Below are 26,966 nucleotides of genomic sequence, written 5' to 3'. Positions count from 1 at the left end.
CCCCCATCATAAATTGTATAGGATAACCATGAATGGAAGCTTGTGCTTATCGTCAAGGAGGGGAAGTATGGAAGGAGATTTACGAAATCAGACAAGGAATGGACCTATTCCCGAGCCAATAAGACGGAGCGACGGGGCAGGCAACGTTGACCGCGGTCCGCGTGACATTATGCGAGATAGAGAGAATCCGAATATGTTCGTCCCGCCCGTTACCGATTCAGGGCTCTTGCCTAATTTAAAGTTTTCGTTCTCAGATACGCATATGCAGCTTAACAACGGTGGATGGTCAAGAGAAATTACCGTTCGCGACTTTCCTATCGCTACGACGCTGGCAGCAGTCAATATGAGCCTGACAGCCGGCGGCGTCAGAGAATTGCATTGGCATCAGCAAGCAGAATGGGCTTATATGCTGCTTGGCAGTGCTAGAATAACTTCGGTTGATCAGATGGGACGGAATTTCATTGCCGATATTAGTGAAGGCGATCTATGGTATTTCCCGCCAGGCATCCCTCATTCCATTCAAGGATTGGAAGATGGCTGCGAGTTTTTGCTCGTTTTTGATGATGGAAGCTTCTCGGATCTTAACACCTTGTCTATATCGGATTGGTTCGCACATACACCAAAGGAGGTGCTTTCAGCCAATTTCGGTGTACCAGAGACTGCTTTCTCGCAAATTCCTGATGATCAGGTGTACATCTATCAAGATCAAGTTCCGGGAACGATTGATGGCCAGAAGGTTCCCTCGCCATACGGGACAATACCTTTAAGCTTCAAGCATCGTCTGCTCGCACAGACACCGCTGCGCACATCTGGGGGCAGCGTAAGAATTGTAGACTCTTCAAACTTTCCAATCTCGAAGACGATTGCAGCTGCTTTGGTCGAAGTCGAGCCTGGCGGGATGAGAGAGCTGCATTGGCATCCGAACAATGATGAGTGGCAATATTATTTGGCTGGGCAAGGACGTATGACGGTATTTGCTGGTAATGGCGTTGCCCGTACCTTTGATTACCGAGCTGGAGATGTGGGATATGTTCCATTCGCGTACGGCCACTACATTCAAAATACAGGAGAGCAGTCCTTATGGCTTCTTGAGATGTTCAAGAGTGACCGATTCGTGGATGTTTCGTTGAACCAATGGATGGCATTGACAGCGCGCGAGCTCGTTCAAAGCAACTTAAATGTTGGCAGCGAGCTGCTGGATGCGCTACGTAAACAAAAATGGCCTGTCGTAAAGTATCCCGGGTACGGTTATGAACCTAAATAGTCGATAATAAAACCATTTTCAGCTGCCCTGCCGGCGTTCTGGAAATGGTTTTATTTATTGAAAATGTTTTCTTCGAGGACATCAGATTTGTTTCCGAATACTTTATCCAGATGATGCTCACCCCAAGCAGACAGCGAGTCTAAGATGCTCTTTAGACTTTGCCCATAGGGGGTAAGCTGGTACTCTACTTTAGGCGGTACCTGATTATACACGATTCTTTCAATAATGCTGTCGACTTCAAGCTCTCTTAGCTGCTGAGTCAGCATCTTCTGAGTGATATCAGGGAGCAGGCGCTTTAGCTCGCTCGTCCGTTTCTTGCCTTGTGTAAGATGGCAGAGAATGATGCATTTCCATTTCCCGCCGATCACCTCAAGGGTTGCTTCAACAGGTACATTATATTTTTTATGATTCATGGTCATTCTCCCTTATCTCTCTATACAGGTACTAAAAAGTACCTATCGTACTTATAAGTACGTACTAGTTAAATCCCTCGGTATAAACGATAATAACATTCATCGGCCGATCTAAGCTATAACGATTTCCAGCAGAAGAAGAGGGATTGGGGAGAAAAATCATGACAATAGAAAAAAGAAGAAGCACTTTAGCGCTGCTTGCTTTAGCGGTCAGTGCATTTGCTATAGGAACGACGGAATTTATAAGTGTCGGCTTGCTGCCGCTCATCTCGGAGGATTTGAATATATCGGTTACAACGGCAGGATTAACGGTTACTTTGTATGCGCTTGGCGTTACCTTCGGGGCACCAATCCTTACATCCTTATCGACTAAAATACCGAGGAAAGCGCTGCTGCTTTGGATTATGGTTGTCTTTATGATCGGCAACACGATGGCTGCTGCAGCAACGACGATTGAATGGCTTCTGATTGCCAGAATTATATCGGCCTTGTCGCATGGCGTGTTCATGTCAATCGGCTCCACGATCGCTGCTGATGTTGTACCTCAGAATCGTAGAGCTAGTGCAATTGCAATCATGTTCACAGGACTTACGGTTGCTACGATTACGGGCGTTCCCATTGGCACGTATATCGGACAGCAGCTAGGTTGGAGAGCCGCTTTTATCGCGATTGTAATTGTAGGCTTAATTGCCTTTGTTGCCAACATCATCCTTGTTCCATCTGATTTACACAAAGGAACACCGATTACAATGGGTGAGCAGTTAAAGTTGTTTACGAGCAGCAGATTGCTGCTTATGTTTTTCATTACTGCACTTGGTTATGGGGGGACGTTCGCTGTCTTTACTTATTTAGCCCCTTTGCTTCAAGAAATATCCGGGTTCAGGCAGAAGGATGTCACAGTGATTCTTTTGGTGTATGGTATAGCGATTGCGGTTGGAAACATGATTGGTGGCAAGCTTGCTAATCACAAGCCGCTTCAAACGCTGTTCTATATGTTTATCATTCAAGCTGCGGTGCTATTTGTGTTATCCTTCACGGTGTCTTTCAAAGTAGCAGCATTGCTCACGATTCTTGGCATGGGTTTTTTCCACTTCATGAACGTAGCAGGGCTTCAGGTTTATGTCGTTATGCTGGCTGAGCGCTTGATGCCTGGCGGGGTCGATGTCGCATCAGCGATCAACATTGCGGCCTTCAATGCCGGCATTGCCATTGGTGCCTATTTGGGCGGAGTCGTTACCGATTCAATCGGCCTCATTCATACCCCATGGTTCGGAGGCATTATGGTTACTATGGCTGTCGTACTAACGGGTATAAGCATGAAGCTTGAACAGAGGGACAAGCTTCAAATAGTGGCATAAATGGGAGTTGTAAATGAGCATCGACTACAAATTACAACATGATCGTTAGTTGAAAATCAAATGTGCAACTGGAATTGATTACGCAAACGGTCAGGTTAACTTGCAGCTTGAGGTTTCATTTCAATAAACTGGAAGGATATTGAAACACCGTAATCGAATGATTAGACGGAGAGCATTTCATGTTAATCAGCTATAGAGCAACTCATTAAAGCTATGGATGTGTCAGCACACCTATCCCGTCTGAATATTCGACGCTGTTTTGTATTAAGTACTTTACAGAAGGAGTGATAGTGAAGTGGAATGCCCATGGTGTAACCATGAAGTGGAGATTGTAAAGGGAAGATGCCCAAACTGTAGAAATAAACTATACGAGGTCACGGAAGAAGATTTTCCATCAGAGATACATGTGGGTAGCCATGCTAGTATGGAGGAAGTAACCGTTAATGAAGTAATCGAAAATAACTTCAAGTGTGCTAAATGTAACGAAACGGATTGTATGATTAAAGAAGTCGCAATGACTGGTGCAGGTTTGAGTAAGCTGCTTGATATCCAGCACAACCACTATTTGTTCGTATCTTGTAGGAATTGTGGCTCTGTGGAGGTATATGATCCGAATGTTCTAGAAGGTCATAAGGTAGGGAAACTGGGCTCCATAATCGATGTTTTGTTTGGGAGTTAATATTTGAGTATCAATTAACCGAAGCTACGTTATAACCCTTGCATGATTTAAGCAAAAGCATGCACCTTGTGGTAAAATACTTCCAAGATGTACAATTCGGACGGAGGCGCTGCTGCTTGGAACAGGATGAGAATGAACATTTTTTTGATTATAGTGAAATACTCGACCGAGTCAGAGCGTTATGTTTGTCTTTCCCCGGAACTAGCGAGCGTATTAGCCATGGAGCGCCGACTTTTTTTGTAGCTGAGAAGAAATCATTCGTGCAGTTCCATAACAATCATCATAACGATGGGAAGGTTGCTCTATGGTGCGCGGCACCAGAAGGTATGCAAGCCCAGCTAATCGAATCCGATTCAGCTGTCTATTTCCGTCCCGGCTACGTTGGGCACTTGGGCTGGATTGGAGTTCGATTGGATCGCGATGCGGAATGGCATGATCTTGTCGGGGTTATACAAGATGCCTATCTGACAAAAGCACCTAAGAAGCTTTTAGTTGATTTAAAGCGTTCATTAGGTTATTTTTTAAAGGAATAACTTGCTAGCAAAGAACTTAAAGAATAGAGGAATCACGTTGAAATTCAGACCTTGTATCGATTTGCATGATGGGAAAGTAAAACAAATCGTTGGAGAAACACTCAATACTGAAATTATAGAAAACTTTGTTTCGAAACAGGATTCTGCCTATTATGCAGAGCTATTCCAGAAGGATGCCTTAACTGGCGGGCATGTCATCATGCTTGGTGGCGGTAATGAAGAGGCGGCCATTCTTGCACTAGAGCATTATCCAGGCGGGCTTCAAATAGGAGGAGGCATCACAGCGGATAATGCTGCTTTCTATTTGGAAAAAGGTGCTTCGCATATTATCGTAACCTCTTACATATTCAAAGATGGACAGCTTAATGAGGACCATCTCTCGAGAATCGTATCTGTGGTGGGCAAAGACCGTCTCGTCATCGATCTTAGTTGCAAAGAAAAGGATGGCAAGTGGTTTGTAGTAACGAATCAATGGAAGCAATTCAGCGACTTTGAAGTGAATCAGGAAAATATTCGATTTCTTGAGCAATATTGCGACGAATTTCTGGTACATGCTGTAGATGTGGAAGGAAAGCAGCGCGGCATTCAGCAAAGTCTTGTCAGCGCACTTGCGGATTGGGTCAGCATTCCGACTACTTACGCGGGTGGAGCTAGATCGCTTGCGGATATGGATCAGTTCAATACGTTGTCGAAAGGGAAGCTTGATCTAACGATTGGGAGTGCCCTTGATATATTTGGTGGTCATTTATCCTATGAAGAGGTCGTGGCATATAGTAAGCAGAAACAGTTATAATCGGACGAGGCGAGCGGGATGTATGGCTTTATTGCTAGTTGTATAGAAGGGACATGACGAATGAGACCTGATCATTACAAGCTGATGTATGCATTCGTGGAATGGGCTGGCAAGCAGACCTATGTGGATGGAATTGCTCTTATTGGTCTCTGTGCAGACGATGAGAATGAGGAAGATTCCAACTTGAGTTTTTTACTGATTACCGACAAGAAGCAAAAGTTGGCCGAAGCTATTTTACATCAATTTTCGTTTGAGTCACTTGAGCAAGCTTCTGTGGAGGAATACAACAAGCTCACCTCGATAAAAGTGGTTTATGAAAGCGGCATTGAAGCTGATTATGGTATTGCTAATGAGGATTGGCTGCAAATGCCACTAGGAAATGAGCTTGGTGCCTCGCTGGCTATGGGTTTTAAAGTCATTTGGGAAACCGATGAATTATTCGATGGGCTGCAGAGAGCCATATCGAACTACATTGCCGATCAAACGAGGGAATCATTTATGGATTAAAAAGAGGCTGGCAGCTTGTCGAGTGAAATCGCAGCATAGCCAGCCTCTTTTTTAGACTAAGAACGTAAAGGAAACCATTTCTGAAGCGCGCACATAAACAGGGTTTCCTTCAGGCGAGACGAGTGTGATGAAATTCGTATTGAACGATAGCAATTTTCCTGAATGGACTCCGCTTGCTGTCGTAATATCCATTAAAGTACCTTGATTGTTTCTCAACAGCCCATATAGGGCAGAACCAGGCAGTATGAAATGATTATTGGATACAATCGCCATAATGATCCTTCCTTCCATAGGTGCTTGCTATAAGCTTGCAGGATTCTCATGCACATAAATAATGGTTGCATACAATATTCTTATCTCGTAAAGGAATTTATCCTGTTCGAAGGATACAAGTATGAAATCATTGCCGACCTGATCGAGTCTGCCGATAATGGCAACTTGGCCGTAGCCGTTTGTCATGACGAATACTTCTCTGCCGATCAAAGGAAGCAAATCGCCTGAAAGCGATGTTGACATAAGCCGATTCCTCTTTTCTATGTGGGCTGGGATAGCAGCTCAATATTCGTAATATGGCTTAACGGAACCGTCATAACGGAGCCTGTCAACGTTATGAGCTGAACGAGGGTCTCAAGTACAGCATTCACTGTACCTGCAAACCCATTCGGCTGTCCTGGTGTCATCACATTGATGACGAATCCGGCCGTTTCATACCCATTGAGCAGTATAATCAACTCGGTGTAGTCGGAAGAACTTGATGTACCCGGAGGTCCTTGAACACCCTGAATCCCTTGCGGACCTTGAGAGCCTGCTGCTCCAGGGAAACCTTGCAATCCCGGTGCACCTTGTGGTCCCGGAACTCCACTTGTACCCTGAGGGCCGGGAATTCCAGCTGGGCCGATGGCACCTTGCAAGCCGTTTCTACCTGCTGGACCTGGAGGTCCTTCTGCACCTCGCGAGCACTTAATGACTCTTCTAGGTTTCAAACAAGCTGCAGGTCTATGTTTCTTTTTCTGGCAAACGAATTTTCTCTTGGGATGCCCGTTTTTTCTTAACCGTTCCGCTGAAGCCTTGGATGAAGCTATCACTATCATATCCCTCCTAAACCGATTTTTTGCCTTCTATATATGTATCCTTCGGAGCCATGAAACGGACTGGGGATTCAACTAAATATGGTTGGAACGACGATAGTTAGGCGTGTTTTCATAGATTTTCAAGTTGAAAGGGGACGATTGATTATGATCAATTACGATACGAATAGAACGGTTACAGCCGAGCAATTATCCCAAGTGTTCGAGCAATCAGGTATTAAAAGACCTTTTCAGAACCTAGAGCGACTTCAGAAAATGATTGATCATGCTGACGAATTGGTTAGTGCATGGGACGGGGATAAGCTCGTCGGAATTGCCCGTGCTATAACCGATTATGTATATTGCTGCTATCTGTCTGATCTAGCCGTCAGCAAGGATTATCAGAAGCTAGGTATTGGCAAGCAGCTGGTTGAGCATCTGAGGGCAAAGCTTGGTCCCGAAGTTTCGCTTGTTCTTCTATCAGCGCCTACAGCATTGGATTATTATCCACGAATCGGATTTACAAATACCGATAAATGCTTTGTTATTCCGAGAGAGAGCTAATGAAAGTGGAGGTGTAAGTAAATGAAAACAGCCATGAAAAGTGCCGTTCCCATTCTACGTATATTTGATGAAAAGAAGGCGCGCGAGTTTTATCTCGATTTCTTAGCATTCACTTGTGATTGGGAACATCGTTATGAACCCGATATGCCTCTCTATATGCAGATCTCCAATGGAGAATGTATTATCCATCTCTCTGAGCATTACGGCGATGCTACGCCGGGCTCCGCAATCCGAATTGAAGTAGAAGATGCAGAAGCCCTTCAGAAGCATCTGTTAAGTAAATCGTACACCTACGCTAGACCAGGCTTTGATAAGGAATGGCATGCAGTAAAACTTACAGATCCATTTGGCAATCGGCTTCATTTCTATTCGAGCAAAGAGGCATGATTGAGAAGAACAATGGGATCATGCTGAATAAGAAAAGCGGTGTTTATAATGGTTGAAGTTGTAACTGAAATCTATATCGATGCACCAATTGAGATTTGTTTCGATCTAGCACGCGATATCGATATACATACAAAAACAGTGTGGAAACACACAAGAGAAAAAGCGGTGGAGGGAGTAACAAGTGGCCTAATCCAAAAAGGTGAGCTTGTTACGTTTGAAGCTACTCATTTTGGTGTACGCCAGCGATTGACCTCGAAGATTACGGAGATGGACATCCCATTCTTTTTCGTGGATGAGACGCAAAAAGGTGCTTTTAAAGCTCTTCGACATGAGCATCATTTCGAGAAGCGGGATAGTGGCACGTTAATGACTGATGTACTGCGTTTTGAAGCACCTCTAGGTATGCTAGGATGGATAACAGAGCGGCTCATATTAAAGAGATATATGAGAAAGTTTTTAGATCATCGCAACAAACAATTGAAACTATGGGCTGAACAGCCTGAAGGATAGTTGTTTGCAATATCTTCGGAGTAAAGCTCCGCCCAGTTAGGAGAAGCAGCATGGTAGAAGCGCTCGTCGGCAGTTTTATATCCGCAATGGCAACGGTACTCGGTGCTGTGCCGCTGCTCTTTGTCAAAAGCCTTTCGGAGAAGTGGAAGGATGTGCTTATCGCTTTCACAGCAGGCATTATGGTGTCGGCATCGACATTCGGCTTGCTGCCACAAGCGTTGAAGGAATCGGGTATTATTCCATTAACACTAGGCTTGCTTATTGGCGTAATTGCACTGGATCTGTTAGAGAAAAATTTACCGCATATCGATATTGAGCAAAAACGCGGGGTATCGTCGTTTGACAGCAAGTCATTGCTCGTTATTTTCGCTCTATTTATACATAATATTCCTGAAGGGTTAAGTACCGGATTCAGTTATGCAAGCTCGAATGGCGGACTCGGTCCAATGGTGGCTATTGCGATTGGGGCACAGAATATGCCGGAAGGGCTTGTCCTAGCGATCTTCCTCATCCACTCCAAGGTAAGCAAGCTGAAGCTCATGCTGATCGTCACGCTGACAGGACTTATGGAGGTCGTGTCCGCAATTGTTGGTTATTTTGCCGCAAGCTATATCGAAGGGCTTATTGGCTACGGACTAGCATTTGCATCAGGTGCGATGCTGTTTATCGTCTATAAGGAGCTCATTCCAGAAACGCATGGTCATGGCTATGAGCGGTCAGCGACCTATTCCTTTATTATCGGTTTGCTCATTATGATTTATATCAGTTTTTATTTTGGTTAATCTATACAAAAATATGTCTTTATTTCGTAAAATAAAACAAACTTTTTGATGATTTATCGTATTTTCTAGATGAATCGATTACAATATACGATAGTAGAAGGAGGTATCATGACATGTCGACGAAAAACAGATTGCTTCTTGATGTAGATACAGGCATTGATGATGCTTTGGCGATATTGTACGCATTACTATCACCTGACGTCAAGGTAGAGGGCATCACAACGGGTTTCGGCAATACAGACGTTGATCAAGCGACCGAGAATACACTGAGGGTAATTAAAGCAGCAAACTGCGGCTATGAGGTACCAGTGGCAAAGGGAGCAGCAGGACCCTTAAAGCGTTTGTTCCCTGGTGCTGTTCCTCATATTCATGGGCATAATGGAATTGGAGATGCTATTCTTCCTCCGTCTGAGGTACAGGCACTAGAAGAATCTGCAGCAGCATTCATCGTTCGCAAGGTAAATGAAGCGCCTGGCGAGCTCACGCTTGTAACCGTAGGCAGATTGACAAATTTAGCTTTGGCGCTGCAGCTTGATCCAAGCATAGTATCCAAGTTCAAGCAGGTAGTAGTTATGGGTGGCACCGTATTTGCTCCTGGCAACATTACCCCTGTGAGCGAAGCGAATCTGTATGGAGACCCGGAAGCCGCGGCAATCGTATTCGAATCCGAGCTTCCACTTTTGATCGTAGGATTAGATGTAACACAGCAGACACGCTTAACGAAGCGGCATTTATCCGAATTGTCACTTGTCGTTCCTCCAAGTAAGCGCGATGTATTTAACTTTATGAATTCGGCGCTGCAGATATATTTTGATTTCTATACGTTATCGAACGATTTCGACGGTGAATGTCCGATGCATGATCCTCTAGCTGTCATCGCAGCCGTTCATCCGTCCTTACTGCAAACACAGTCGATCCATGCAACTATTGATTGCGGCGTAGGCTATACTGCGGGCATGATCATAACCGATCGTCGTGTGAAAGCTGCAGTGGGTAGACCGATTAACTTCTGTTTAGAAGTCGATCAAGAAAAAGCGATTGAAGAGCTGTTATCCGTTTTTATTAGAGAGGATAGTTAAGCGATGGAACAACGATACTCGCGTGAATCAAAGTGTTACAAAACAGCTCGCGTATTTCCGCCTGATGTAAACAATCATAATACGCTGTTTGGCGGCAAGCTAATGGCTTATATCGACGACATCGCATCGATTGCGGCAACGAAGCATTGCAGACGATCGGTAGTAACAGCCTCTACGGACTCGGTCGATTTCTTGCATCCTATTCGTCCTTCCGATTCCGTATGTCTAGAATCGTTCGTAACGTGGACAGGCCGTACGTCCGTTGAAGTATTCGTGAAAGTTATCAAAGAAGACTTGCTGAGCGGGGAACGTAAAGTAGCTGCAACATCCTTTTTAACCTTTGTCGCACTCGACGAGAATCGTAAGCCTGTCCCAGTGCCACTAGTCGTTCCAGAAACGGAAGAAGAACTGAAATTGTACGAAACGGCACCGCAACGTGCGGAAATGCGTAAGATCAGACGCGACGAAAGTAAGAAATTTGCCGGTTTCTTAACGGTTAAGCATCCTTGGGACTAATCTATTCGATAAGCCTGTAGCAGCAATCGATGCTGTTGCAGGCTTTTTTATAAGGAAAACGATCATTATTCGTAAAATAGCTGCCAAAATATGCTGAAAACGCGGGTAGGGAACGTATGTTCTGATTGATGTGTTGTCATTATTTGATCGAATGCTTATATATGGGTTCAAATGGTTATTTCGTCGATATATATGGTTAAATGAGCGAAAATGCCGTTTTAATGGGTATAGAACATATGTTCTGTATGGTCCTATGAGTGCAAATGCCATCACTTGAAATGATCGTTTTGCTGCACTATAATATGTAGTGAAAGGAGATTGCCATGGACATTAAACATTTTAAATACGGTGAAGTTGGCTTGAATCGTTTTTTTGGTTCATTGGAATCTAAAATTATGGAGATCCTATGGGATGCAGATGAGCTAAGTATTAAAGAAGTACAGCTTCGTCTGGAGAAAGAAAAACAAACCAATTTCAATACAGTAATGACAGTAATGAACCGGCTTGTAGAAAAAGGAATTTTGCAAAAAAGATCAAAAGGCAGATCCTCTTTATTTTGCCCAACCGCCTCGAAGGAGTTGTTCATTGAAGAACAATCTAAGCGGCTAACGGAAAATTTGCTTGATGAATTCGGCGGAGTCGTCATTAATCATATGATTGATGCGATTAAAGATGTCGATCAGTCCTTGCTGGATAAATTAGAAAGTAAGCTTGCACAATTAAAGAAGGATAAGCCGTCATGAGATGGAAGCGCAAGTCCACATTTATTATGGCAATCAGCATAGGAATCGCAGTTGTGGTATGGGGACAGATGGGCATGTATTTGGCTAACCTCTTCTTCGGTGCTGATGTAAAGGTTAATTTTTTCAAATTTTGTGTGAGCTTATTTAGAGAGAAATCCTTGTATTATTTTTTAGTCATCACGTTTCTGAATGCATTAATCGCATATGCCCTACTAATTGTTTGTTTGAAGATCTATCAACAATTTGTACATTCCAAACGATTCAAACAAAGGCTTATGTCGCTTCGAAATATTGATTTGACAGCGCATGTCATTCAAATGTACAAACCACTGAATCAACACATTATCGTCATTGATCATGAGCAGGCGATGGCGTTTACAGTTGGCGTTAGAAGACCAATGGTGGTATTATCAAGTGGTCTGATTGATCTGCTGGACGAACAGGAGCTGGAGGCGGTTATCGCTCATGAAGCTTTCCATCAGTCCCATTATGATTCTTTGAAAATATTTATACTTCAGTTGATTTCACAATCACTTTGGTTTATACCACTTACAAGATGGTCATACCACAATTACAAATTAATTAGCGAGCTGCTCGCAGATGAGTCCGCGATCCGCCAGACTGGATCTGAGCTAGGTTTGGGAGGAGCGCTGCTGAAGCTGATCAAGAAAGGCTTTAGTGATCATCCAACGCCTGTTCTCGTCTATTTCTCTGATGGCGTTGTAAATTATAGGCTTCAGCAGTTGATTGATCCGAATGAAGCCATACCTGTGCGTTTAAATATGACAACTATCGTGATTTCTATCCCTGTTATGCTCTTATTTATGGGCATGATTGCATTAGCGATCACCTAGTTTTTTTTGAATATAAAAACTACATTATGTAGTGCAAAAAGGAGCGTTTTAATTACACATGGAATCACATCTTTTGCTACACGAGCAATCAGGCTCAACCTACTTTTTATTGTATACTGCCGCTGTTATTTTATTGCTTGCTCTCATTAGCTATTGGTATGCATCGAAATGGAATAAGGAAAACACAAGCAGCTTGAAAAAGGAACAGAAGGCAGCTATTCGGAAAAAGACGAAAAAAATGAAAGTAGCGGCACATCTTTTGTTAAGCTTATCGATTATTGTGGTCATTGTTCATTTTGGACGAGATTTGACTAAATCGTATAATGTGAATGATTTGAACATGAAAGCTGAAATCAACGTAAATGAGGATACGTATTATGGAGCGGATCACACGGATGATCCGGTTGAGTATGAAATGAAGATTCCTACTTCTGGTACACATAGTCCGCATGATTTGAAGTTTGGATTCTATACAGAAAAGCCAGCAAACGAAATGCTCGTTCATAACTTGGAGCATGGTGATATTATCATCTATTACCGTGCTGAGGCAGATGCGCAAGTGATCGAGCTGTTGAAATACCTGGTTAATTTCAGGGAAGCGGGAGCGGGAATTCTAGCGGTTCCAAGCGAGGATATTCCAGAAGGTCAAGAGGTCGTTGTCACTGCGTGGACGAAGACGATGGAGCTTCCAACATTTGACGAGGCTAAGATAGCTACATTTATTTATACGTACATTAATGAAGGTCCTGAGAAAATTCCTGCACAAATCCGTCGCGGCGGTGGCACGATGTAAGAACAGTTCAAGAAGCTTAACCTGTCCAGTAGTTGTGGAAGGGGTTAAGCTTTTTTTTAGCTACAGCGGAATTCGTTTGACATTGATAATAATTATCAGTTATATTGTTTACAAGTAAACAATATTCCGAAGCAGTTCCAGAAGAGAGGGTGGAAATGAACGAAAAGCATATCCATAAGCAGCTTCTATACAATCATTTTTTGCAGTTTGTTCACGCGATAGAGCGGTTTGCTGATACGGAGATTGACATATTTCTTGACTTTGTAATGAGTGAAGCTATTGAAACGTTTCCAAGACATATGACGAGTGTCCATGTTATTGACTGCATTGGTAAAAACGAGCCGATTAATAGTACTTCGATCGCAGAACGCATGAATTTGTCCAAAGCCAGCATTACGAAAATTGGCAGCAAGCTGTTGCTGGACGGGTTGGTCAAGCGCAAGCGGCAAAATGAGAATAAGAAAGAAATCTATTTCGTGCTTACAGAGAAAGGCAGGGCGATTTTTGAACTGCACTTGCAAATTCATCGCATAGAGGAAGAGAAGTTCCATCATTTTTTGGAGGCTTATCATTCAGAGGAGTTGCAGGTGATTAGTCGTTTTCTGAAAGATCTTAGCGGTTCACTGGAGGAACGTATAGTAGAGAAGGAGGATAAAGAATGAGTGTAGCGACTATTGTGAAAGAGAGAAGAAGCATTCGGAAATTTAAGGACCAGGATGTACCAGATCGTCTGATTTATGAACTGCTAGAGCAGGCTGGAAATCTATGCGATAGGCAGATACTGCAAGCCATGCGGATAATCGTTGCCAATCAACGAGAGTCCAAAGACCGTTTATCTCGCTATATGACGAATGCTTTTGCTCGCACGACTATGGGGAGATTCATGCCTAATCCAATTATTGAGACGTTTTATAAGCGATTTGCTGAGGTTCCAGGTCATTTGGCTGTCATTGTGGAAGATCACGAGTCTGCGGAACAGAAGGATGAGCAGTATGCTCAAGCCTGTTTCTTTTTGCAAAGTTTACAGTTGTTAGCTTGGGAGAAGGGGCTTGGCATGTACTGGCGTTCAGATGAGATATTGTATACGCCGGCGTTATTTGAGAAACTTGGACTTACAGATGGTGAGCGTCTAGTCGGTATTATACACTTTGGATTCATTGCCAAAACACCTCGTCCTCGCAATCGTACATCCGCTGCTAAGAAATCGCATTATTGGCCGAATATATAAATCATTGGACCATTGAAGAAAAGGAGATGAAAGACATGTCCGTAATAATCCCGTTGGAGAAAATCAGCGGTTATGCTCAGTTTGAACAAAAAACAATCACATTCGAGCCGATCCTGCACCTGTTGGAAACCGCTGTATGGGCACCGAATGATGGTTTGAGAGAGCCTTGGCGATTTCTCTTTGTGGAAGTGGAGCACCAAAGGAAGGCTTTGCCTCTTCATCATGAGGCCCCGGCACATCTTGTTGTTATTGCAACAGCAGCAGGAGAAGAGCACAAGCAGGCTGAGGATTTGGCAGCCGTTTACTGCTTGATCCAAAATTTGAAGCTGCTTTGTCTAGATCAACATATTGGAGTGAATGTTCACATAAAGGACTGGATGTATGAGCGTATTTTATGTGAAAGTTTAGGTATTCGAGATAATGAACGAATTGCAGCTATCCTTGACATCGGGTATATGGCAAGCCATGATGCCACTGATGCAGATCCATTCCCTACGCTTCGTATTAGCGAATGTTAGGTGCTAGTGGATAACTCTTTCAGCAATCTGATTTTCTTTCTGGTTATGAAACCCGTAGGAAATCATCGTCGCTCGAAAGAGTTTTTTTATTTTCAAGAAAACGTATAATCATTTCTTGTCCCCGGCTCATTTAACACTGAATTTCAGATGGGTTTAGCTGGCTGCTTATTCCTCTATCCATGTTATTCGGTGTTTCAAATCTTTATATAGTATAATGGTTAGGATTTAGTGGAATGGACAACAAGGAGTGAGGGAACGAATGCCTACAATACTAGTTACTGATGATGATGCGAACATTCGCGAACTTGTCTGTTTGTTTCTTCGCAACGATGGGTTCGAAACGGTGGAAGCAGCCGATGGCAAGGAAGCACTGGCTGTCTATGGCTCGATGCATATCGATCTTGTCGTGCTTGATATCATGATGCCGATTATGGATGGTTGGACATTATGCAAGGATCTTAGGAGAAGCAATCCAGATCTTCCGCTGCTTATGCTAACTGCAAGAGGCGAAACTTGGGAGAAAGTGAAAGGCTTCCAGTTAGGAACAGATGATTATTTGACAAAACCATTTGATCCGTTGGAGCTGACGGCGCGCGTTAGAGCGTTGCTGAAACGTTATCGTATCGGCTCCACTCAGACGATCCGTTTGGGAAATGTGATTCTAGATCGGCAGATTTATAAAGTAGTAAATGGCACGAATTCGCTCACTCTGCCGCTTAAGGAATTTGAATTGTTGTACAAGCTCGCTGGAACACCTGGTCAAATATATACGCGTGAACAGTTGATCGATCAAATTTGGGGCCTAGATTACGCTGGGGATGATCGGACAGTAGACGTACATGTTAAGCGATTGCGCGAACGATTCGTGACAACACCAGATTTTCATATCGAAACGGTTCGAGGGCTTGGCTATCGGCTTGAGGTGAAAGAGTGATCAAATCTTTATATACACGTGTAGTGTTGATATTTCTTGTATCTGTGATCGCTAGCACAGTTATTGCTTTTTTTGTAGCGGCGTGGGTTTTCGAAGAAAAGCTAAGAGAAAACTCCCAAATACTGTTGCATAATTTCGGACAAGATATTATTCAGATTTATAAAAAGATTCCGTATCGTGAAGCAGATTCTCTCGTCAGTGAAATGAAGCAGCTCAATTCCTATCATATTCGCATATACGAAGCAACGGACAAGTTCAAGACTTACGGAATAGTTATTGGACAAAGTACGGCCACAATATCGGAAGAACAAGTGAGAAAAGTCCTGAGTGGCGAAATAGTTGAAGACAATACGAAGGACTTTGCTGCGGTCCTCTTAGGTTTGCCGTTGGAAACGGAAATGGGAACAAGAGCTTTGTTTATCGAGCCGCTTGCACCTCCTTCAGCTTCTTTTGTCATAAAATGGGTATTGAGCTTTGTAGGCTATGCATTGATTATAGGGAGCATATTCATTCTAATCGCCTCTATATTCCTTATAAGACCAATCAAAAAGCTGACAATAGCGACTAGACGAATAGCTGCTGGAGATTTTAACGTCAAACTTAATATTAAGCAATCAGGAGAACTGGGAACTTTGGCACGCAGCTTTGAAGAAATGATGCATGATCTGCAGCAATTGGAGCAGATGCGAAGAGAATTCGTAACGAATGTATCGCACGAGGTTCAATCGCCACTCACTTCAATATCGGGTTATGCAATAGCACTTAAACGAGAGGACATCACACCGCTTGATCGAAGCCGTTACCTTGATATTATTGTTTCGGAAGCACAGCGAATGTCCAAGATGAGCGATAGTCTGTTAAAGCTGAGTTTGCTTGAGTCGCAGTCTCAGCAACTGCAGTTGACGTCGCTTAGACTTGATGAACAGATTAGGCGAGTAATTGTCGCAATCCAGCCGCAATGGTCGGCACGCAGTATTCAATTTGAGCTTCATTTGAAAGCGGTCACGCTAACTGCTGATCATGACCAGCTCAATCAGGTATGGACCAACATTCTCGGCAACAGCATCAAATTCTCGAAGGATGGCGGCAAGATTAACATCAGCGTGAAACAAGATTTGAAAAACGTGACCGTTCGAATCTCCGATACGGGAATTGGAATTTCATTAGAGGATCAGAAACGGATATTCGATCGATTTTTCAAGGCGGATCGTTCCCATAGTCGTAAGTATGACGGCAGCGGAATGGGACTAGCCATCGTTAAACAAATTATATCGCTTCATCAAGGTGATATTAGAGTGGAGAGCGAACTTGATCGAGGAACGACCTTCATCGTTACTTTCCCGATCACAATTCAGACGGAGTAACTAAATGAAATAGAATTGAGGGTACGCCATCATGTGCAAGGCTTCTTGCATGCGATGGCGTATTTTTCGCTTGTTCATATTCCGTTCATATTGTCGTCACGGAGGGTACATTTTCGTCGTGTAAGCTTGGCTTAGCTGCTCTTTCATGCAGCTCAACATAGAGAGACGACAGGAGAAGATGAGAGTGAGCATAAGTGAAGAAACAAAAATGGATTTGGGTAAAGAGGAAGCAAGAAAACCAGTTAGCAGGATGAGAAAAATAGTAAAGTTTATTCTTAAAGCATTAGCCGTGTTGGTTATAGCTATAGTCGTTTTCATTGCGGTCGTTTTTATTGTGAATAAGGTTAGTCTTAAATCGGAACAATCGAAAATTCAGACCTACGGGCAGTTAGTACCGGTAGATGGGAAACAGATGAATGTTCTGATTCAAGGAGAAGGAGAAGAAACTATTGTGCTTCTGCCTGGTTATGGCACTGCAGCTCCGGCGCTTGATTTTCAGATGCTAATCGATGAGCTGACACCATTCTACAAAGTAGTCGCTATTGAACCATTTGGTTATGGATTAAGTGATCGTACGAATAAGGAGCGAAGCACAGAAAATATAGTAAGTGAAATTCATGAAGCGCTGCAGAGTCTGGAAATCGATCGGTATATTCTAATGGGTCACTCTATTGCAGGTATCTATGGGATAGAGTACGTCGACAAATATCCAGACGAAGTGAGTGCGTTTGTTGGGATTGATAGCAGCGTTCCGACACAACCTGGTATGGATGCTAAATTACCTATAGGAACTTTCAATCTAGTCCAAAAAACAGGCTTCCTCAGATTGATGATGAAACTAGGCGGTGATCCTTATGCTGGACTGGCATTTAAAGAAGAGACTATAGAACAAATGAAATTGATTTCACTCAAAAATTCGTATAATCCTACGATGTTAAATGAAATGGAGCATATTTCTCCGAATTTTAAAGCATCAGAGCATTTGACATTCCCTAAAGAGCTGCCACTCATTTTCTTAATACAAGCGAATAACACAGGTGTTGCAGGATGGATACCGCTTCATGAAGAGCAAATAAAAAACTCGGTTCATGGAAAAGTGATGACCTTCGAAGGCGGACATTATCTGCACCATACCAAATCCAAAGAAATCGCTGAAAATGTTAGAAGTTTTTTGGAAGAAGCAAAAGTTACAGGCAATGATCTTAACAATAAGGATCAATAAGTGAACGGTTAGAAACATAAATGTGAAATGAAGTATTATGAATTTTGGGGGTGCTCGATGAAAAAACTACTCAGATTTTTACTTATATCGATTGCAGTTATTATACTCGCCATCGTCGCTTTTATCGCCATCGTATTTGTTGTGAATGTAGTCAGCAATAAATCGGAACAAAAGAAGATTGAATCCTACGGCCAAGCGGTAACTGTTAATGGGAAAAATATGAATGTTACCATTCAAGGGAATGGTGAAGAAACGGTCGTTCTAATCCCAGGTTATGGAACAGCAGCACCAGCCCTTGATTACATTCCGCTCATTGATGAGCTGATTCCCTATTACAAAGTAGCTGTAATTGAACCGTTTGGTTATGGCTTAAGTGATGTAACGGATAAAGAACGCAGCACAGCTAATATTGTAAGTGAGATTCATGAAGCGCTGCAGAGTCTGGAAATCGATCGGTATATTCTGATGGCCCACTCCATTGGAGGCATATACGGATTAGATTATGTAAACAAGTATGAAAACGAAGTGAGTGCATTTGTCGGAATCGACAGCAGTGTTCCAACACAAGGCGGCACAGATGATGAGGGTGAATCCCTAGAGGGCGTTTATACATTTCTCAAAAATTCAGGGTTCTCTAGATTGTTAGTCAAACTAGTCCCTGAGCAAATTATTGCACCAGAAGTGGATGATAAAACGAGAGAGCAGATTAGAATGCTATCGCTCAAAAACATGTTTAATGCGAGTATTCTGAATGAAGGGGAACATTTTAATGAAAACTTTAAAGCGGCTGAAAGCTTAGCATTCCCAACTAACCTACCTGTCATTTTCTTTCTGCAAGCGAATGATACCGAAACAGCAGGATGGATACCGCTTCATGAAGAGCAAATAAAAAACTTGGTTCATGGAAAAGTGATGACCTTCGAAGGCGGACATTATTTGCACCATACCAAATCCAAAGAAATCGTTAGCAGCTTTAAGGCGTTTATGGAGGAAATAAAGTAAGACAAATTAATTAAATCAAAACGCCAGTATCCAGGTTTATGACCTGTATACTGGCGTTTTGATTTAATTAGGCAACTATCCGATAGCTATGCGCTATTGCCTAGTTGTTTCTCCCGCTGCAGGCGCTGAAATGCTAGAGATGTTTCCTGCATGGGGTAGGAAGAATCTTCATCTGTACCATTAGATCCGCTAATGCTATATAACGATGACAGTGCTATAAAGTAAGGAATTATATTTGAAAAGTAGCTCTTATGAGTCATGTGTTACGAAGCAAAGATACGAGACAATAGACGTATATTGAAGAGCTAACAATATACATCTAAATGTAGATGTAAATACAGAGTATAAATGGCCGAGACAACGAATCAGCTATTAGCGAAAGGCAGGGGGAAGCATTGATGACCTATCAGCAAGTACGCGTACTCATTGTGGATGATCATCCGCATGCCAGAGAAGGAATGAAGGACATCCTTGGCGGAGATTCCTTGTTCGAAGTGATCGGGGAAGCGCAGAGCGGTGAAGAAGCGATAGAATCGACCGAGCAGCTTATGCCAGATATGATTCTAATGGACATAAATATGAAGAAGATGGGCGGACTTCATGCAACGAAAGAAATTAAATCGAAATTCCCATATGTAAAAATTGTGATGGTTACCGTATCAGATAATATTAGCGATCTGTTCGAAGCATTGAAGAAGGGTGCTCAGGGCTATTTGCTCAAAAACTTGAATCCGACTGCGTGGCTGGAATATTTGAGAGCGGTTGCCTTTGATGAGGCTCCAATGTCGCAGGAGTTAGCTCAACGAATACTAAGTGAATTCTCAAGAAATAAATTCCCTATGAAAGAGGAATCACCACTGACACCCAGAGAGAAAGAAATCTTAATGTTTGTTGCGAAAGGCTTGTTAAATAGGGATATTGCAGCTCAATTAATTATTTCAGAGCACACGGTAAAAAACCATTTGAAAAATATTTTGCAAAAGCTTCATTTGGAAAATCGAGTTCAATTAGCTAGATATGCTTACGAACGCGGTTTGCATCAGATATAATGGGTGGTTTTTATACCTTCTTTATATGACTTATCTAACGACGGGAGTTTTTGTATGATTAAGCGATTCCATTATGGCGCAGCAGCTTGTATGCTTCTAGCAGGATTATTATTAACAGCGTGTGGGAACTCATCAACCACGAATAAATCGAAAAACAATAGCGATGAGGGAAAACATGTACAAAATAGTGCTGCGGAAATCATTTACAAGAAGAAATGTATGTCTTGCCACGGTACGGACCTGCAAGGAAGAAGCGGACCAAGCTTACAGCATATAGGAAGTAAACTCTCGGAAGATGAGATTGTTCACATTGTTGCAAATGGTCAAAGAGGAATGCCAAAGTTCGAAAAAAGGATACCACCTGAGGATATTCAACGTATATCAAAATGGTTGTCGGAGCTCAAGTAGGCTATTGAGCACATAGGCGAAGAAATAGGCCGTTTCCAGTTGTGGCTAACTTGGAAACGGCTTTTTTTATTTAGTGTGACTTGTATGCTTTATCCAGCCGTTCATTGTCTTGTTGTACAAGCTTTGCGCCATTCAGCATGACATAGGCACCACCACCTAAAAATAATATACCTAATATAAACCAATACAGCATGTCTCGTTCTCCTTTCTCTATGAGGTATTCTTCCTATTATAGTAGGAAATGATGATTTACTATAATGACTCGTTGGAGCTATTTTTGCATGCATCACGTTTTATATTCGCTTAATAGCTCTTTTGAGTCATTGGATAAAAGACTGTATTTGTTAAACTGATAAAAGACAATGCTATAGGGTAGGTGAAAAATTGCAAACAATAGTGAAATGGTCATTCGTGCTAGGACTGATGTTCATGCTGCTCGCTGCTTGTTCTTCCACTGCTCCCACGCCGGTTGATCCGGCAGTGCTTGATGCGACTTTGACGACGGATCCCGATAATCCGATTGCTGGTACTAAAGTTAGGCTCAAGGCGGCGTTTACAGGAGCAGAATTATCGAACTCATCGGGCATGACGTTTGAAATTCGAGTGAATGAGAAACCAATTTTGATTGAAGCGATCAAAGAAGACAATAACACATTTGAAGGAGGGTACACATTCGTAGAATCTGGCACTTACGAGGTTTATTTGCATTTGTACACGGAAGATATTCATTTGACTAAAAAGAAGCAGGTAGTGGTTCAATGAAAATCATGCAGAAATGGATAATGGCTTTCATTTTGGCGGCTTTGTCTATTACGTGCTTGCCACACCTCATAAATGCTGAAGAACAGGCGCTTGATTTGCAGGCCATCATTAATGAAGCTCGGACAGGCTCTACGATTATCTTGCCTCATGGGATCTATGAAGGACCTATCCTTATCGAAAAGACTATTCATCTGAAGCCGAGGTCTGGGGAAGAGGTTGCGATCCTCAATACTTCCAATCAACCAGCGATCCTAATCATGGCAGACGATGTAGCTTTGACTGGGCTCATCATTAAAGATGAACAATTGAAGAAGCAGCCTACTGTGCTCATTCAAGGAGATGGCGTGCTGCTGGATCAGTTACATATACATACGGGTTCATTCGGTATTCAAATGAGGAAAGCTAATCACGGTCAAATCCAAAATACGAGTATTGCATGGGCTGGCCATGTTCCCGAGCGCCCTGTTAAGCTCTCAGACAAAGGAAATGGCATAGACTTGTATGAATCGAATGACAATACGTTTATCGGGAATACCATCACTTCGATGCATGATGGGATCTATATGGAAAACAGCGACAATAACTTAATTGAGGAAAATCATTTTGAGCTGCTCCGTTATGGTGTCCATTGTATGTATACGAAGGGGACTGTTATTCGGAATAACGTTGGGAATTTGAATATTACAGGTGCCATGATCATGGCCGCTCGCGATGTTGAGGTTTCCAATAACACATTTACTAAGCAGAGCGAGAACGTGAATTCACAAGGCATCCTGCTGTTTGATGCGCATGGAACGAGCATTGTTAATAATCATGTGGAAGGCAATCGTGTAGGTCTGTATGTGGAGCAATCCACAATGAATCATATAAAAGGAAATACGATGACCGCCAACTTTATTGGTATTCAGCTCCTTGATGCTGAGAATAATGCCATAAACAGCAATCAGTTTATTGGTAACGTAGCAAGTGCCGAAGCGAGGAATAGTGTCCATAATCAATTGGAAGGGAACTATTGGGATTCCTTTCAGGGCATTGATCTTGACGGAGATGGGCGTAGCGAAATTTCTTACGCTATCAATCCTTTTTTCCAAAGTCTTATTAAAGCAAAGCCAGGCTTTCAGCTGTTCTTCCAGTCGCCAGGAATGGTTTTCTTAGAAGGACTCTATCAATCGCAGAGGCAGCTATGGTCAGTAGATGCATCGCCATTAATGGAACCATCTGATCAAGTCCGTTTTATTGTACCAACACAGACGTTAAAGCACTCAGCCGCAGTAGGAGCTGGATTGCTGAGCTTGGCTATCTATCTAATTTATTTGGGGGTAAAACGAAGATGAGAATGAAAACAATTAACGTCATGATGCTAGTCATGCTTGTTCTGCTGCTAACTAGTGCCTGTGGAGCGAAGGAATATAAGCCTCAGGCCATTAATGAGGAAACGGATAAATGCGTCATTTGCAATATGGCGGTGAAAGACGATCCTTACGCAACTCAATTAATTACAACGGACGGACAGTCTTTGAAGTTTGACGATATTGGCTGCATGAATGAATGGAAGGTACAGAATGGAACGGAAACCGTTGGGGCTGAGTTTGTCCGAGACCATAGTAGCGGAGACTGGATTAAATATGAGAAGGCTTATTATGCCTATGACGCTGCATATGTAACCCCGATGGCTTATGGCGTTATTGCATTCGAGGATAAAGCTTCCGCGCAATCCTACATTGATCAGCAGGGCATGGGACAGCTGCTTAGTGCAGATGAGCTGGCTAGTCATAAGTGGGAAGTTAACCGTGACATGATGGACATGGAAACGATGGAGATGCACAATGAAAGCATGCACTCCGATGAAAGTAAAGAAGAGATGGAAATGGGGCATGAGTCCGAGGGACAAAACTCGTGATTCAGACTGTGCATATTGCCATAAGAGAAATTAAACTTGGTTTTCGCAATCCGTGGGCATATTCATTCATGGGGCTCTTTGCCTTGTTTATGCTATGTCTGCTTATGATAAACGCACAAGGCTATGTACAAGGCTACTCGGGAATCACAGGAACTACGTTAAATTTAATCTTATATTTATTACCTCTAATGTCCTTACTTCTCGGCTCCTTTTCTTTGACAGCCGAGAAGGAGGACGGAAGCTGGGAGCTCCTGTCCGTCTATCCGCTAAGTACGTTGTCCTTTATTATTGGCAAATATATTGGTCTTGCTATTGTGCTGCTAGTCATCGTATCGATTGGCTTCGGCGCTGCAGGCATTCTGGGGTATGTTGCAGGTTCTGGATTTGGTCTATCCACTTACGTGCAGCTGCTTACTTTTTCAAGCACAGTAGCATTGTTTTTTCTTGCAATCGCCATATTGCTAGGTACGATTGCCAAGAATCGTTGGCAGTCGTTGACCATCGCTGTTGCGATCTGGTTTTTTGCGATTATCGGGTGGCCGCCTTTACTCATCGCCACGCTAGGGTTTATGCCTTATCCGATGATCAAACCTGCGGTAACGCTGCTTACCTTTCTTAATCCGGCCGAGCTTTCCCGTCTTTTTACAGTGGTTAAGCTTGGAGGTGGAGCTATTCTAGGTCCTGAATATTACGAATGGATCAAATGGATCAGACAGCCTGGCGGCAGCTTTGGCTTTGCTGCGGTTGTGCTCGTGTGGATTGGCAGTGTAATAGCAGCAGCTCAGCTTGTATGGGAGAGGAGGCGCTTGCGTGGCTGATTCGATTGTAAAGCTTGAAGGGATTACAAAAGCGATTAAAAAACAAATCATTATTGAAGACCTCCATATGCAGATAGAGCCAGGCCAAATTGTGGCATTATGTGGAGGCAACGGTGCTGGCAAGAGCACCATTCTCAGAATGATTGCAGGAATATCGCAGCCTGACAGCGGCAGCATTACGGTTGGCGGCTTGCGATGGAAGGAAGATCGCAAGCGTTATGCCGAGCTTATTGGATACATGCCTGATGATTTTCGTTTCAGTCATGGTCTGACGGCTTATGAAACACTAGCTTTCTGGGCTGTCCTGAGGGGAATCGGGAAGGAAAGAGTAAAAGAATTATTGCATGTGGTTGGTCTTGAGGATACCGGGAATAAAGCAGTGTCCAGCTTCTCCAAGGGTATGAGACAACGCGTATTGTTTGCACAGGCATTACTAGCGAAGCCGCCAATTATATTGATGGATGAGCCTACGAATGGGCTTGATCCTTACTGGATCGAATCGTTTGTACGTATGGTCAAAGAAACGGCTGCAAATGGCCAGACTGTTATCTTCTCCACGCATCAGCTGCATATTGCTGAGGTGCTGGCAGATCGTATTGCACTGCTTAGAGGTGGACAAATTGAGCTTGAAGGGTCAGCTTCTGCCATCAGAAAACAGCTAGGTGCAAGCGGTGTGCAAGCAGCTTTCGCTGAATGGTTTGGTCTAACAGGAAAACTTGATGGCTACTAATTGAGTTGTCATTAGATGACAATAATCCCCTGGTCTATGACCAGGGGATTATTGCATTTAGGTTAATGGTGCCCGCCTGCTGCTGGAGCAGGTGCATCTGAATGCTGTGCGCTTTCCAATTGTATAAGGCGCTCTATCGCATGATCTCCGATTGCAAATCGTTTAGTTGGCATGACCTGCCCGTCTTCGAACTTCATTCGTGCCTGTACATAATACACGCCTTCTGTGTCAATGACATAGGAAACGGAATATAAGCCAGGGGATTGTTCATCTGCTGCTAGGGTTACAGCGGATTCCTTCTTGTCTTCCTGCCAGATCACAAATTCTGCTGCTTCTGCTTGCTCAAGCGGTTTATTGCTCTTAGAAACTTCAACAGAGAAAACTTGAGGGATGCCTATGTTCAGTTTGTTAGGTAAATGCAGGTTCACACTCAGATGAGGCGGCAATCCACTTTCATCTGTTTGTGTCGTGTTTGCGGTGCAGCCGCATAGCATTAGGGTTAGTAATAACGGTAATACCCAAGCAGGTCTACTTTTGATACTTCTATTCATTGTTATACTCTCCCAGCTATTAGATCGAGAACCAGTGCCGAAGCGACTTTATTCTACGGAGAATGACAAAATCAAGTGCAATAATAATAAGGATGGATAAGCCTGCAAGCGGCATGATTGCACCGCATACCAGCATGATGATTAAAACACCGATCGTTATTTTGTTGTTTTTTGGCTTCGCTGGCGCACCAAGCTTGCCCGATGGCTGGCGCTTGCGCCACATCATGTAAGAGCTAATGCAAACTAATATTAGACCTAAACAAGCAATTAGACCAAGTAACTGATTCGCAAGACCAAATAAAGTGCCTTCGTGGAAAGCTATTCCATATGAAATGGCTTTTGCCATAATACCATAATCAGCAAAGCGGACATCAGTTAGAACGGCTCCGCTATATTGATCGATATGAAGCGTTGCATTGTATACTGGCGTGGGATGAGAAGTGGACACGGTATATACTCCAGTTTCTCCTGAAGGCATTGTTAGGGTATAAGGCTTGATGACCTGCTGCTCATCGGCAATAAGAACAATATCATTAATGCCGAGTGGTACATATCCTCCTGCAATAGAGCCCGGTACCGAAAGATTCTCGGCAGCCCAAGGCAAATCCTCTGCAATATCCTTTGCTACTGTGACCGATTCCGGTTTAGCACCGAAGTTATAGGCGAATGGCGGTGTATTCGTATTCGTAGAATTCGCCAATTTGTCAATCTTTCCGCCCATGATGCTCGACCATGGTAGTCCACTTACAATGATGATTAATAATACAATTGAAATCCAGAAAGCAGGAACTGCATGCAAATCACGCCAAAAGAGTCGACTGCCAGGTTTGCTAAATCGAGGCATAATTGTTCCCCAAATGCCTGGTTTTTTGCGAGGCCACCATAAGTACAGTCCTGTTAGTATGAGAATGATAGCCCAGCATGCTGCGAGCTCTATAATCCGGTTCGCGAAAGTTCCACCAATAACAAGCTCGCTGTGCATTTTTTTGAAAAATGCAGTAAAGGTTTTGTTACTATCCAGCATCCCTAGCGCATGACCTGTGTAAGGATCAACATACATCGTCGTCGAAGCCCCATCACGATTTACCGAAAGTTTGTAGCTGGACTTTGGATTACTATCTAGTGTAATGGAGGAAATAGACGTACCGGGGTATGCTTTGATGACTTTTTCGGCTATGATCTCTGGCGCCAGTGGAGTCGATCCAACCTCACGAACGGTTAACATGTCCTTGTACAAGTAGCCTTCGATCTGAGGCTTAAATAAATAGACTGCACCGCTGAAAGCTAAAATAATTAAAAATGGCGCGAAAATAATACCCGCGTAAAAATGCCACCTCCATACTGACTGATATATGGACTGACGAATGCCGGCTGACATTTTACTTTTTGAATCCGTTGTAATCGAGTTTAACTTATCTGTTTGCAGCGTACTCATGATTTGACTCCATTCCTAAACGATTAAAAACCTCTTTCATTATAATCTAGCCTATGTATTACGCGGATGACTCGAAATAGCTATTTAATCAAACGAAAGGCATGGTTTAGGAGTGAGGCCGTGATAATGGAGCGACTTGTTCATAACTTTTATGATATAAATGAAGATGCAAGGTCAATAATGTATAATGCTAATTAAGATTT

Annotated in this window: 36 protein-coding genes; 29 read left to right on the top strand and 7 right to left on the bottom strand. The window is 43.0% G+C overall.

Going from position 1 to position 26,966, the window contains the following annotated elements:
- Window positions 1-67 precede the first annotated feature (67 nt).
- Window positions 68-1,264, top strand: a complete 1,197-nt coding sequence (locus FGT79_RS03815) for an oxalate decarboxylase family bicupin (protein WP_138751439.1) — start codon at window positions 68-70, stop codon at window positions 1,262-1,264.
- 50 nt (window positions 1,265-1,314) lie between these two features.
- Here FGT79_RS03815 and FGT79_RS03810 read toward each other — a convergent pair whose 3' ends face one another.
- Window positions 1,315-1,677: a winged helix-turn-helix transcriptional regulator gene (locus FGT79_RS03810; RefSeq protein WP_138751438.1), complete on the bottom strand. Its 363-nt coding sequence runs from the start codon at window positions 1,675-1,677 to the stop codon at window positions 1,315-1,317.
- Between the two features lie 161 nt (window positions 1,678-1,838).
- On the opposite strand from FGT79_RS03810, the gene FGT79_RS03805 reads away from it, so the two are divergent.
- The 5 genes from FGT79_RS03805 to FGT79_RS03785 all read left to right on the top strand — a co-directional run bounded on the left by FGT79_RS03805 (window position 1,839) and on the right by FGT79_RS03785 (window position 5,547).
- A complete protein-coding gene (locus FGT79_RS03805) occupies window positions 1,839-3,035 on the top strand; it encodes an MFS transporter (protein ID WP_138751437.1) in 1,197 nt (398 codons plus the stop codon).
- Window positions 3,036-3,330: 295 nt separating this feature from the next.
- Complete coding sequence (locus FGT79_RS03800) at window positions 3,331-3,714, top strand: zinc ribbon domain-containing protein (protein ID WP_246096141.1); 384 nt, start codon at window positions 3,331-3,333, stop codon at window positions 3,712-3,714.
- A gap of 116 nt (window positions 3,715-3,830) precedes the next feature.
- On the top strand, window positions 3,831-4,247 hold the full coding sequence (locus FGT79_RS03795; RefSeq protein ID WP_246096139.1) for an MmcQ/YjbR family DNA-binding protein: 417 nt from the start codon (window positions 3,831-3,833) through the stop codon (window positions 4,245-4,247).
- Window positions 4,248-4,284: 37 nt separating this feature from the next.
- Window positions 4,285-5,040, top strand: coding sequence for a phosphoribosylformimino-5-aminoimidazole carboxamide ribotide isomerase (gene hisA / locus FGT79_RS03790; RefSeq protein WP_138751434.1), 756 nt, complete (start codon window positions 4,285-4,287; stop codon window positions 5,038-5,040).
- A gap of 60 nt (window positions 5,041-5,100) precedes the next feature.
- Window positions 5,101-5,547, top strand: coding sequence for a hypothetical protein (locus tag FGT79_RS03785; protein WP_138751433.1), 447 nt, complete (start codon window positions 5,101-5,103; stop codon window positions 5,545-5,547).
- Between the two features lie 51 nt (window positions 5,548-5,598).
- Here FGT79_RS03785 and FGT79_RS03780 read toward each other — a convergent pair whose 3' ends face one another.
- From FGT79_RS03780 to FGT79_RS32205, 3 genes are read right to left on the bottom strand one after another with little or no spacing between them, the layout of a single operon-like run.
- Window positions 5,599-5,820: a hypothetical protein gene (locus FGT79_RS03780; protein ID WP_138751432.1), complete on the bottom strand. Its 222-nt coding sequence runs from the start codon at window positions 5,818-5,820 to the stop codon at window positions 5,599-5,601.
- 27 nt (window positions 5,821-5,847) lie between these two features.
- Window positions 5,848-6,063, bottom strand: a complete 216-nt coding sequence (locus FGT79_RS03775) for a hypothetical protein (RefSeq protein ID WP_138751431.1) — start codon at window positions 6,061-6,063, stop codon at window positions 5,848-5,850.
- Between the two features lie 17 nt (window positions 6,064-6,080).
- Window positions 6,081-6,632 carry a hypothetical protein gene (locus FGT79_RS32205; protein WP_281285897.1) on the bottom strand — a complete coding sequence of 184 codons (552 nt, stop codon included), beginning with the start codon at window positions 6,630-6,632 and terminating at the stop codon, window positions 6,081-6,083.
- A gap of 150 nt (window positions 6,633-6,782) precedes the next feature.
- On the opposite strand from FGT79_RS32205, the gene FGT79_RS03765 reads away from it, so the two are divergent.
- From FGT79_RS03765 to FGT79_RS03680, 18 genes are all read left to right on the top strand, one after another.
- The gene (locus FGT79_RS03765) at window positions 6,783-7,178 is read left to right on the top strand and encodes a GNAT family N-acetyltransferase (protein WP_138751429.1); all 396 of its coding nucleotides are present in this window, start codon (window positions 6,783-6,785) and stop codon (window positions 7,176-7,178) included.
- 21 nt (window positions 7,179-7,199) lie between these two features.
- A complete protein-coding gene (locus FGT79_RS03760; RefSeq protein WP_425464984.1) occupies window positions 7,200-7,565 on the top strand; it encodes a glyoxalase superfamily protein in 366 nt (121 codons plus the stop codon).
- A 48-nt stretch (window positions 7,566-7,613) separates the two neighbouring features.
- Window positions 7,614-8,075, top strand: a complete 462-nt coding sequence (locus FGT79_RS03755; protein WP_138751428.1) for an SRPBCC family protein — start codon at window positions 7,614-7,616, stop codon at window positions 8,073-8,075.
- 50 nt (window positions 8,076-8,125) lie between these two features.
- Window positions 8,126-8,857 (top strand): ZIP family metal transporter, encoded by a 732-nt coding sequence (locus tag FGT79_RS03750; protein WP_138751427.1) that lies wholly within the window; start codon window positions 8,126-8,128, stop codon window positions 8,855-8,857.
- 113 nt (window positions 8,858-8,970) lie between these two features.
- Entirely contained in the window at window positions 8,971-9,936 is a 966-nt protein-coding gene (locus FGT79_RS03745) for a nucleoside hydrolase (protein WP_138751426.1), read from the top strand.
- A 3-nt stretch (window positions 9,937-9,939) separates the two neighbouring features.
- On the top strand, window positions 9,940-10,452 hold the full coding sequence (locus FGT79_RS03740) for an acyl-CoA thioesterase (protein ID WP_138751425.1): 513 nt from the start codon (window positions 9,940-9,942) through the stop codon (window positions 10,450-10,452).
- 323 nt (window positions 10,453-10,775) lie between these two features.
- Window positions 10,776-11,195: a BlaI/MecI/CopY family transcriptional regulator gene (locus tag FGT79_RS03735; RefSeq protein ID WP_138751424.1), complete on the top strand. Its 420-nt coding sequence runs from the start codon at window positions 10,776-10,778 to the stop codon at window positions 11,193-11,195.
- Window positions 11,192-12,049 carry a M56 family metallopeptidase gene (locus tag FGT79_RS03730; protein WP_138751423.1) on the top strand — a complete coding sequence of 286 codons (858 nt, stop codon included), beginning with the start codon at window positions 11,192-11,194 and terminating at the stop codon, window positions 12,047-12,049. Before FGT79_RS03735 ends, FGT79_RS03730 begins: the two co-directional genes overlap by 4 nt.
- Before the next feature lie 58 nt (window positions 12,050-12,107).
- Window positions 12,108-12,842 (top strand): thioredoxin-like domain-containing protein, encoded by a 735-nt coding sequence (locus FGT79_RS03725; RefSeq protein WP_138751422.1) that lies wholly within the window; start codon window positions 12,108-12,110, stop codon window positions 12,840-12,842.
- 155 nt (window positions 12,843-12,997) lie between these two features.
- Window positions 12,998-13,504 carry a MarR family transcriptional regulator gene (locus FGT79_RS03720; protein WP_138751421.1) on the top strand — a complete coding sequence of 169 codons (507 nt, stop codon included), beginning with the start codon at window positions 12,998-13,000 and terminating at the stop codon, window positions 13,502-13,504.
- Entirely contained in the window at window positions 13,501-14,070 is a 570-nt protein-coding gene (locus FGT79_RS03715) for a nitroreductase family protein (RefSeq protein WP_138751420.1), read from the top strand. Before FGT79_RS03720 ends, FGT79_RS03715 begins: the two co-directional genes overlap by 4 nt.
- A 35-nt stretch (window positions 14,071-14,105) precedes the next feature.
- Window positions 14,106-14,588: a nitroreductase family protein gene (locus FGT79_RS03710; RefSeq protein WP_171056063.1), complete on the top strand. Its 483-nt coding sequence runs from the start codon at window positions 14,106-14,108 to the stop codon at window positions 14,586-14,588.
- Between the two features lie 259 nt (window positions 14,589-14,847).
- The gene (locus FGT79_RS03705) at window positions 14,848-15,522 is read left to right on the top strand and encodes a response regulator transcription factor (RefSeq protein ID WP_138751418.1); all 675 of its coding nucleotides are present in this window, start codon (window positions 14,848-14,850) and stop codon (window positions 15,520-15,522) included.
- Window positions 15,519-16,886: a sensor histidine kinase gene (locus tag FGT79_RS03700; RefSeq protein ID WP_138751417.1), complete on the top strand. Its 1,368-nt coding sequence runs from the start codon at window positions 15,519-15,521 to the stop codon at window positions 16,884-16,886. Before FGT79_RS03705 ends, FGT79_RS03700 begins: the two co-directional genes overlap by 4 nt.
- 250 nt (window positions 16,887-17,136) lie before the next feature.
- Window positions 17,137-18,108, top strand: a complete 972-nt coding sequence (locus FGT79_RS03695) for an alpha/beta hydrolase (RefSeq protein ID WP_425465004.1) — start codon at window positions 17,137-17,139, stop codon at window positions 18,106-18,108.
- 57 nt (window positions 18,109-18,165) lie between these two features.
- A complete protein-coding gene (locus FGT79_RS03690) occupies window positions 18,166-19,110 on the top strand; it encodes an alpha/beta hydrolase (RefSeq protein WP_138751416.1) in 945 nt (314 codons plus the stop codon).
- Window positions 19,111-19,508: 398 nt separating this feature from the next.
- Complete coding sequence (locus tag FGT79_RS03685) at window positions 19,509-20,159, top strand: response regulator (protein WP_138751415.1); 651 nt, start codon at window positions 19,509-19,511, stop codon at window positions 20,157-20,159.
- A 54-nt stretch (window positions 20,160-20,213) separates the two neighbouring features.
- Window positions 20,214-20,567: a c-type cytochrome gene (locus FGT79_RS03680; RefSeq protein ID WP_138751414.1), complete on the top strand. Its 354-nt coding sequence runs from the start codon at window positions 20,214-20,216 to the stop codon at window positions 20,565-20,567.
- A gap of 70 nt (window positions 20,568-20,637) precedes the next feature.
- On the opposite strand, the gene FGT79_RS32200 is transcribed toward FGT79_RS03680, so the two are convergent.
- On the bottom strand, window positions 20,638-20,760 hold the full coding sequence (locus tag FGT79_RS32200) for a hypothetical protein (protein ID WP_281285896.1): 123 nt from the start codon (window positions 20,758-20,760) through the stop codon (window positions 20,638-20,640).
- 191 nt (window positions 20,761-20,951) lie between these two features.
- On the opposite strand from FGT79_RS32200, the gene FGT79_RS03675 reads away from it, so the two are divergent.
- Genes FGT79_RS03675 through FGT79_RS03655 form a run of 5 tightly spaced genes read left to right on the top strand, consistent with a single transcriptional unit; the run spans window position 20,952 to window position 24,777 of the window.
- The gene (locus FGT79_RS03675) at window positions 20,952-21,329 is read left to right on the top strand and encodes a hypothetical protein (RefSeq protein WP_138751413.1); all 378 of its coding nucleotides are present in this window, start codon (window positions 20,952-20,954) and stop codon (window positions 21,327-21,329) included.
- Entirely contained in the window at window positions 21,326-22,663 is a 1,338-nt protein-coding gene (locus tag FGT79_RS03670; protein ID WP_138751412.1) for a right-handed parallel beta-helix repeat-containing protein, read from the top strand. The genes FGT79_RS03675 and FGT79_RS03670 overlap by 4 nt, the downstream gene beginning before the upstream one ends.
- Window positions 22,660-23,229, top strand: coding sequence for a nitrous oxide reductase accessory protein NosL (locus FGT79_RS03665; protein WP_138751411.1), 570 nt, complete (start codon window positions 22,660-22,662; stop codon window positions 23,227-23,229). The genes FGT79_RS03670 and FGT79_RS03665 overlap by 4 nt, the downstream gene beginning before the upstream one ends.
- Window positions 23,226-24,047 carry an ABC transporter permease gene (locus FGT79_RS03660; protein WP_171056062.1) on the top strand — a complete coding sequence of 274 codons (822 nt, stop codon included), beginning with the start codon at window positions 23,226-23,228 and terminating at the stop codon, window positions 24,045-24,047. The genes FGT79_RS03665 and FGT79_RS03660 overlap by 4 nt, the downstream gene beginning before the upstream one ends.
- A complete protein-coding gene (locus tag FGT79_RS03655; RefSeq protein ID WP_138751410.1) occupies window positions 24,040-24,777 on the top strand; it encodes an ABC transporter ATP-binding protein in 738 nt (245 codons plus the stop codon). The genes FGT79_RS03660 and FGT79_RS03655 overlap by 8 nt, the downstream gene beginning before the upstream one ends.
- 62 nt (window positions 24,778-24,839) lie before the next feature.
- Here the strand turns inward: FGT79_RS03655 and FGT79_RS03650 are convergent, their stop codons facing one another.
- Complete coding sequence (locus tag FGT79_RS03650) at window positions 24,840-25,328, bottom strand: FixH family protein (protein WP_138751409.1); 489 nt, start codon at window positions 25,326-25,328, stop codon at window positions 24,840-24,842.
- Window positions 25,329-25,347: 19 nt separating this feature from the next.
- On the bottom strand, window positions 25,348-26,763 hold the full coding sequence (locus FGT79_RS03645; protein WP_246096137.1) for a PepSY-associated TM helix domain-containing protein: 1,416 nt from the start codon (window positions 26,761-26,763) through the stop codon (window positions 25,348-25,350).
- Between the last annotated feature and the right edge of the window lie 203 nt (window positions 26,764-26,966).

Origin of the sequence: Paenibacillus sinopodophylli, from assembly GCF_005930355.1 — a bacterium.
In the GTDB taxonomy this organism is placed as follows: Bacteria; Bacillota; Bacilli; order Paenibacillales; family Paenibacillaceae; genus Pristimantibacillus; species Pristimantibacillus sinopodophylli.
This window is presented reverse-complemented; position numbering and strand designations above follow the sequence as displayed.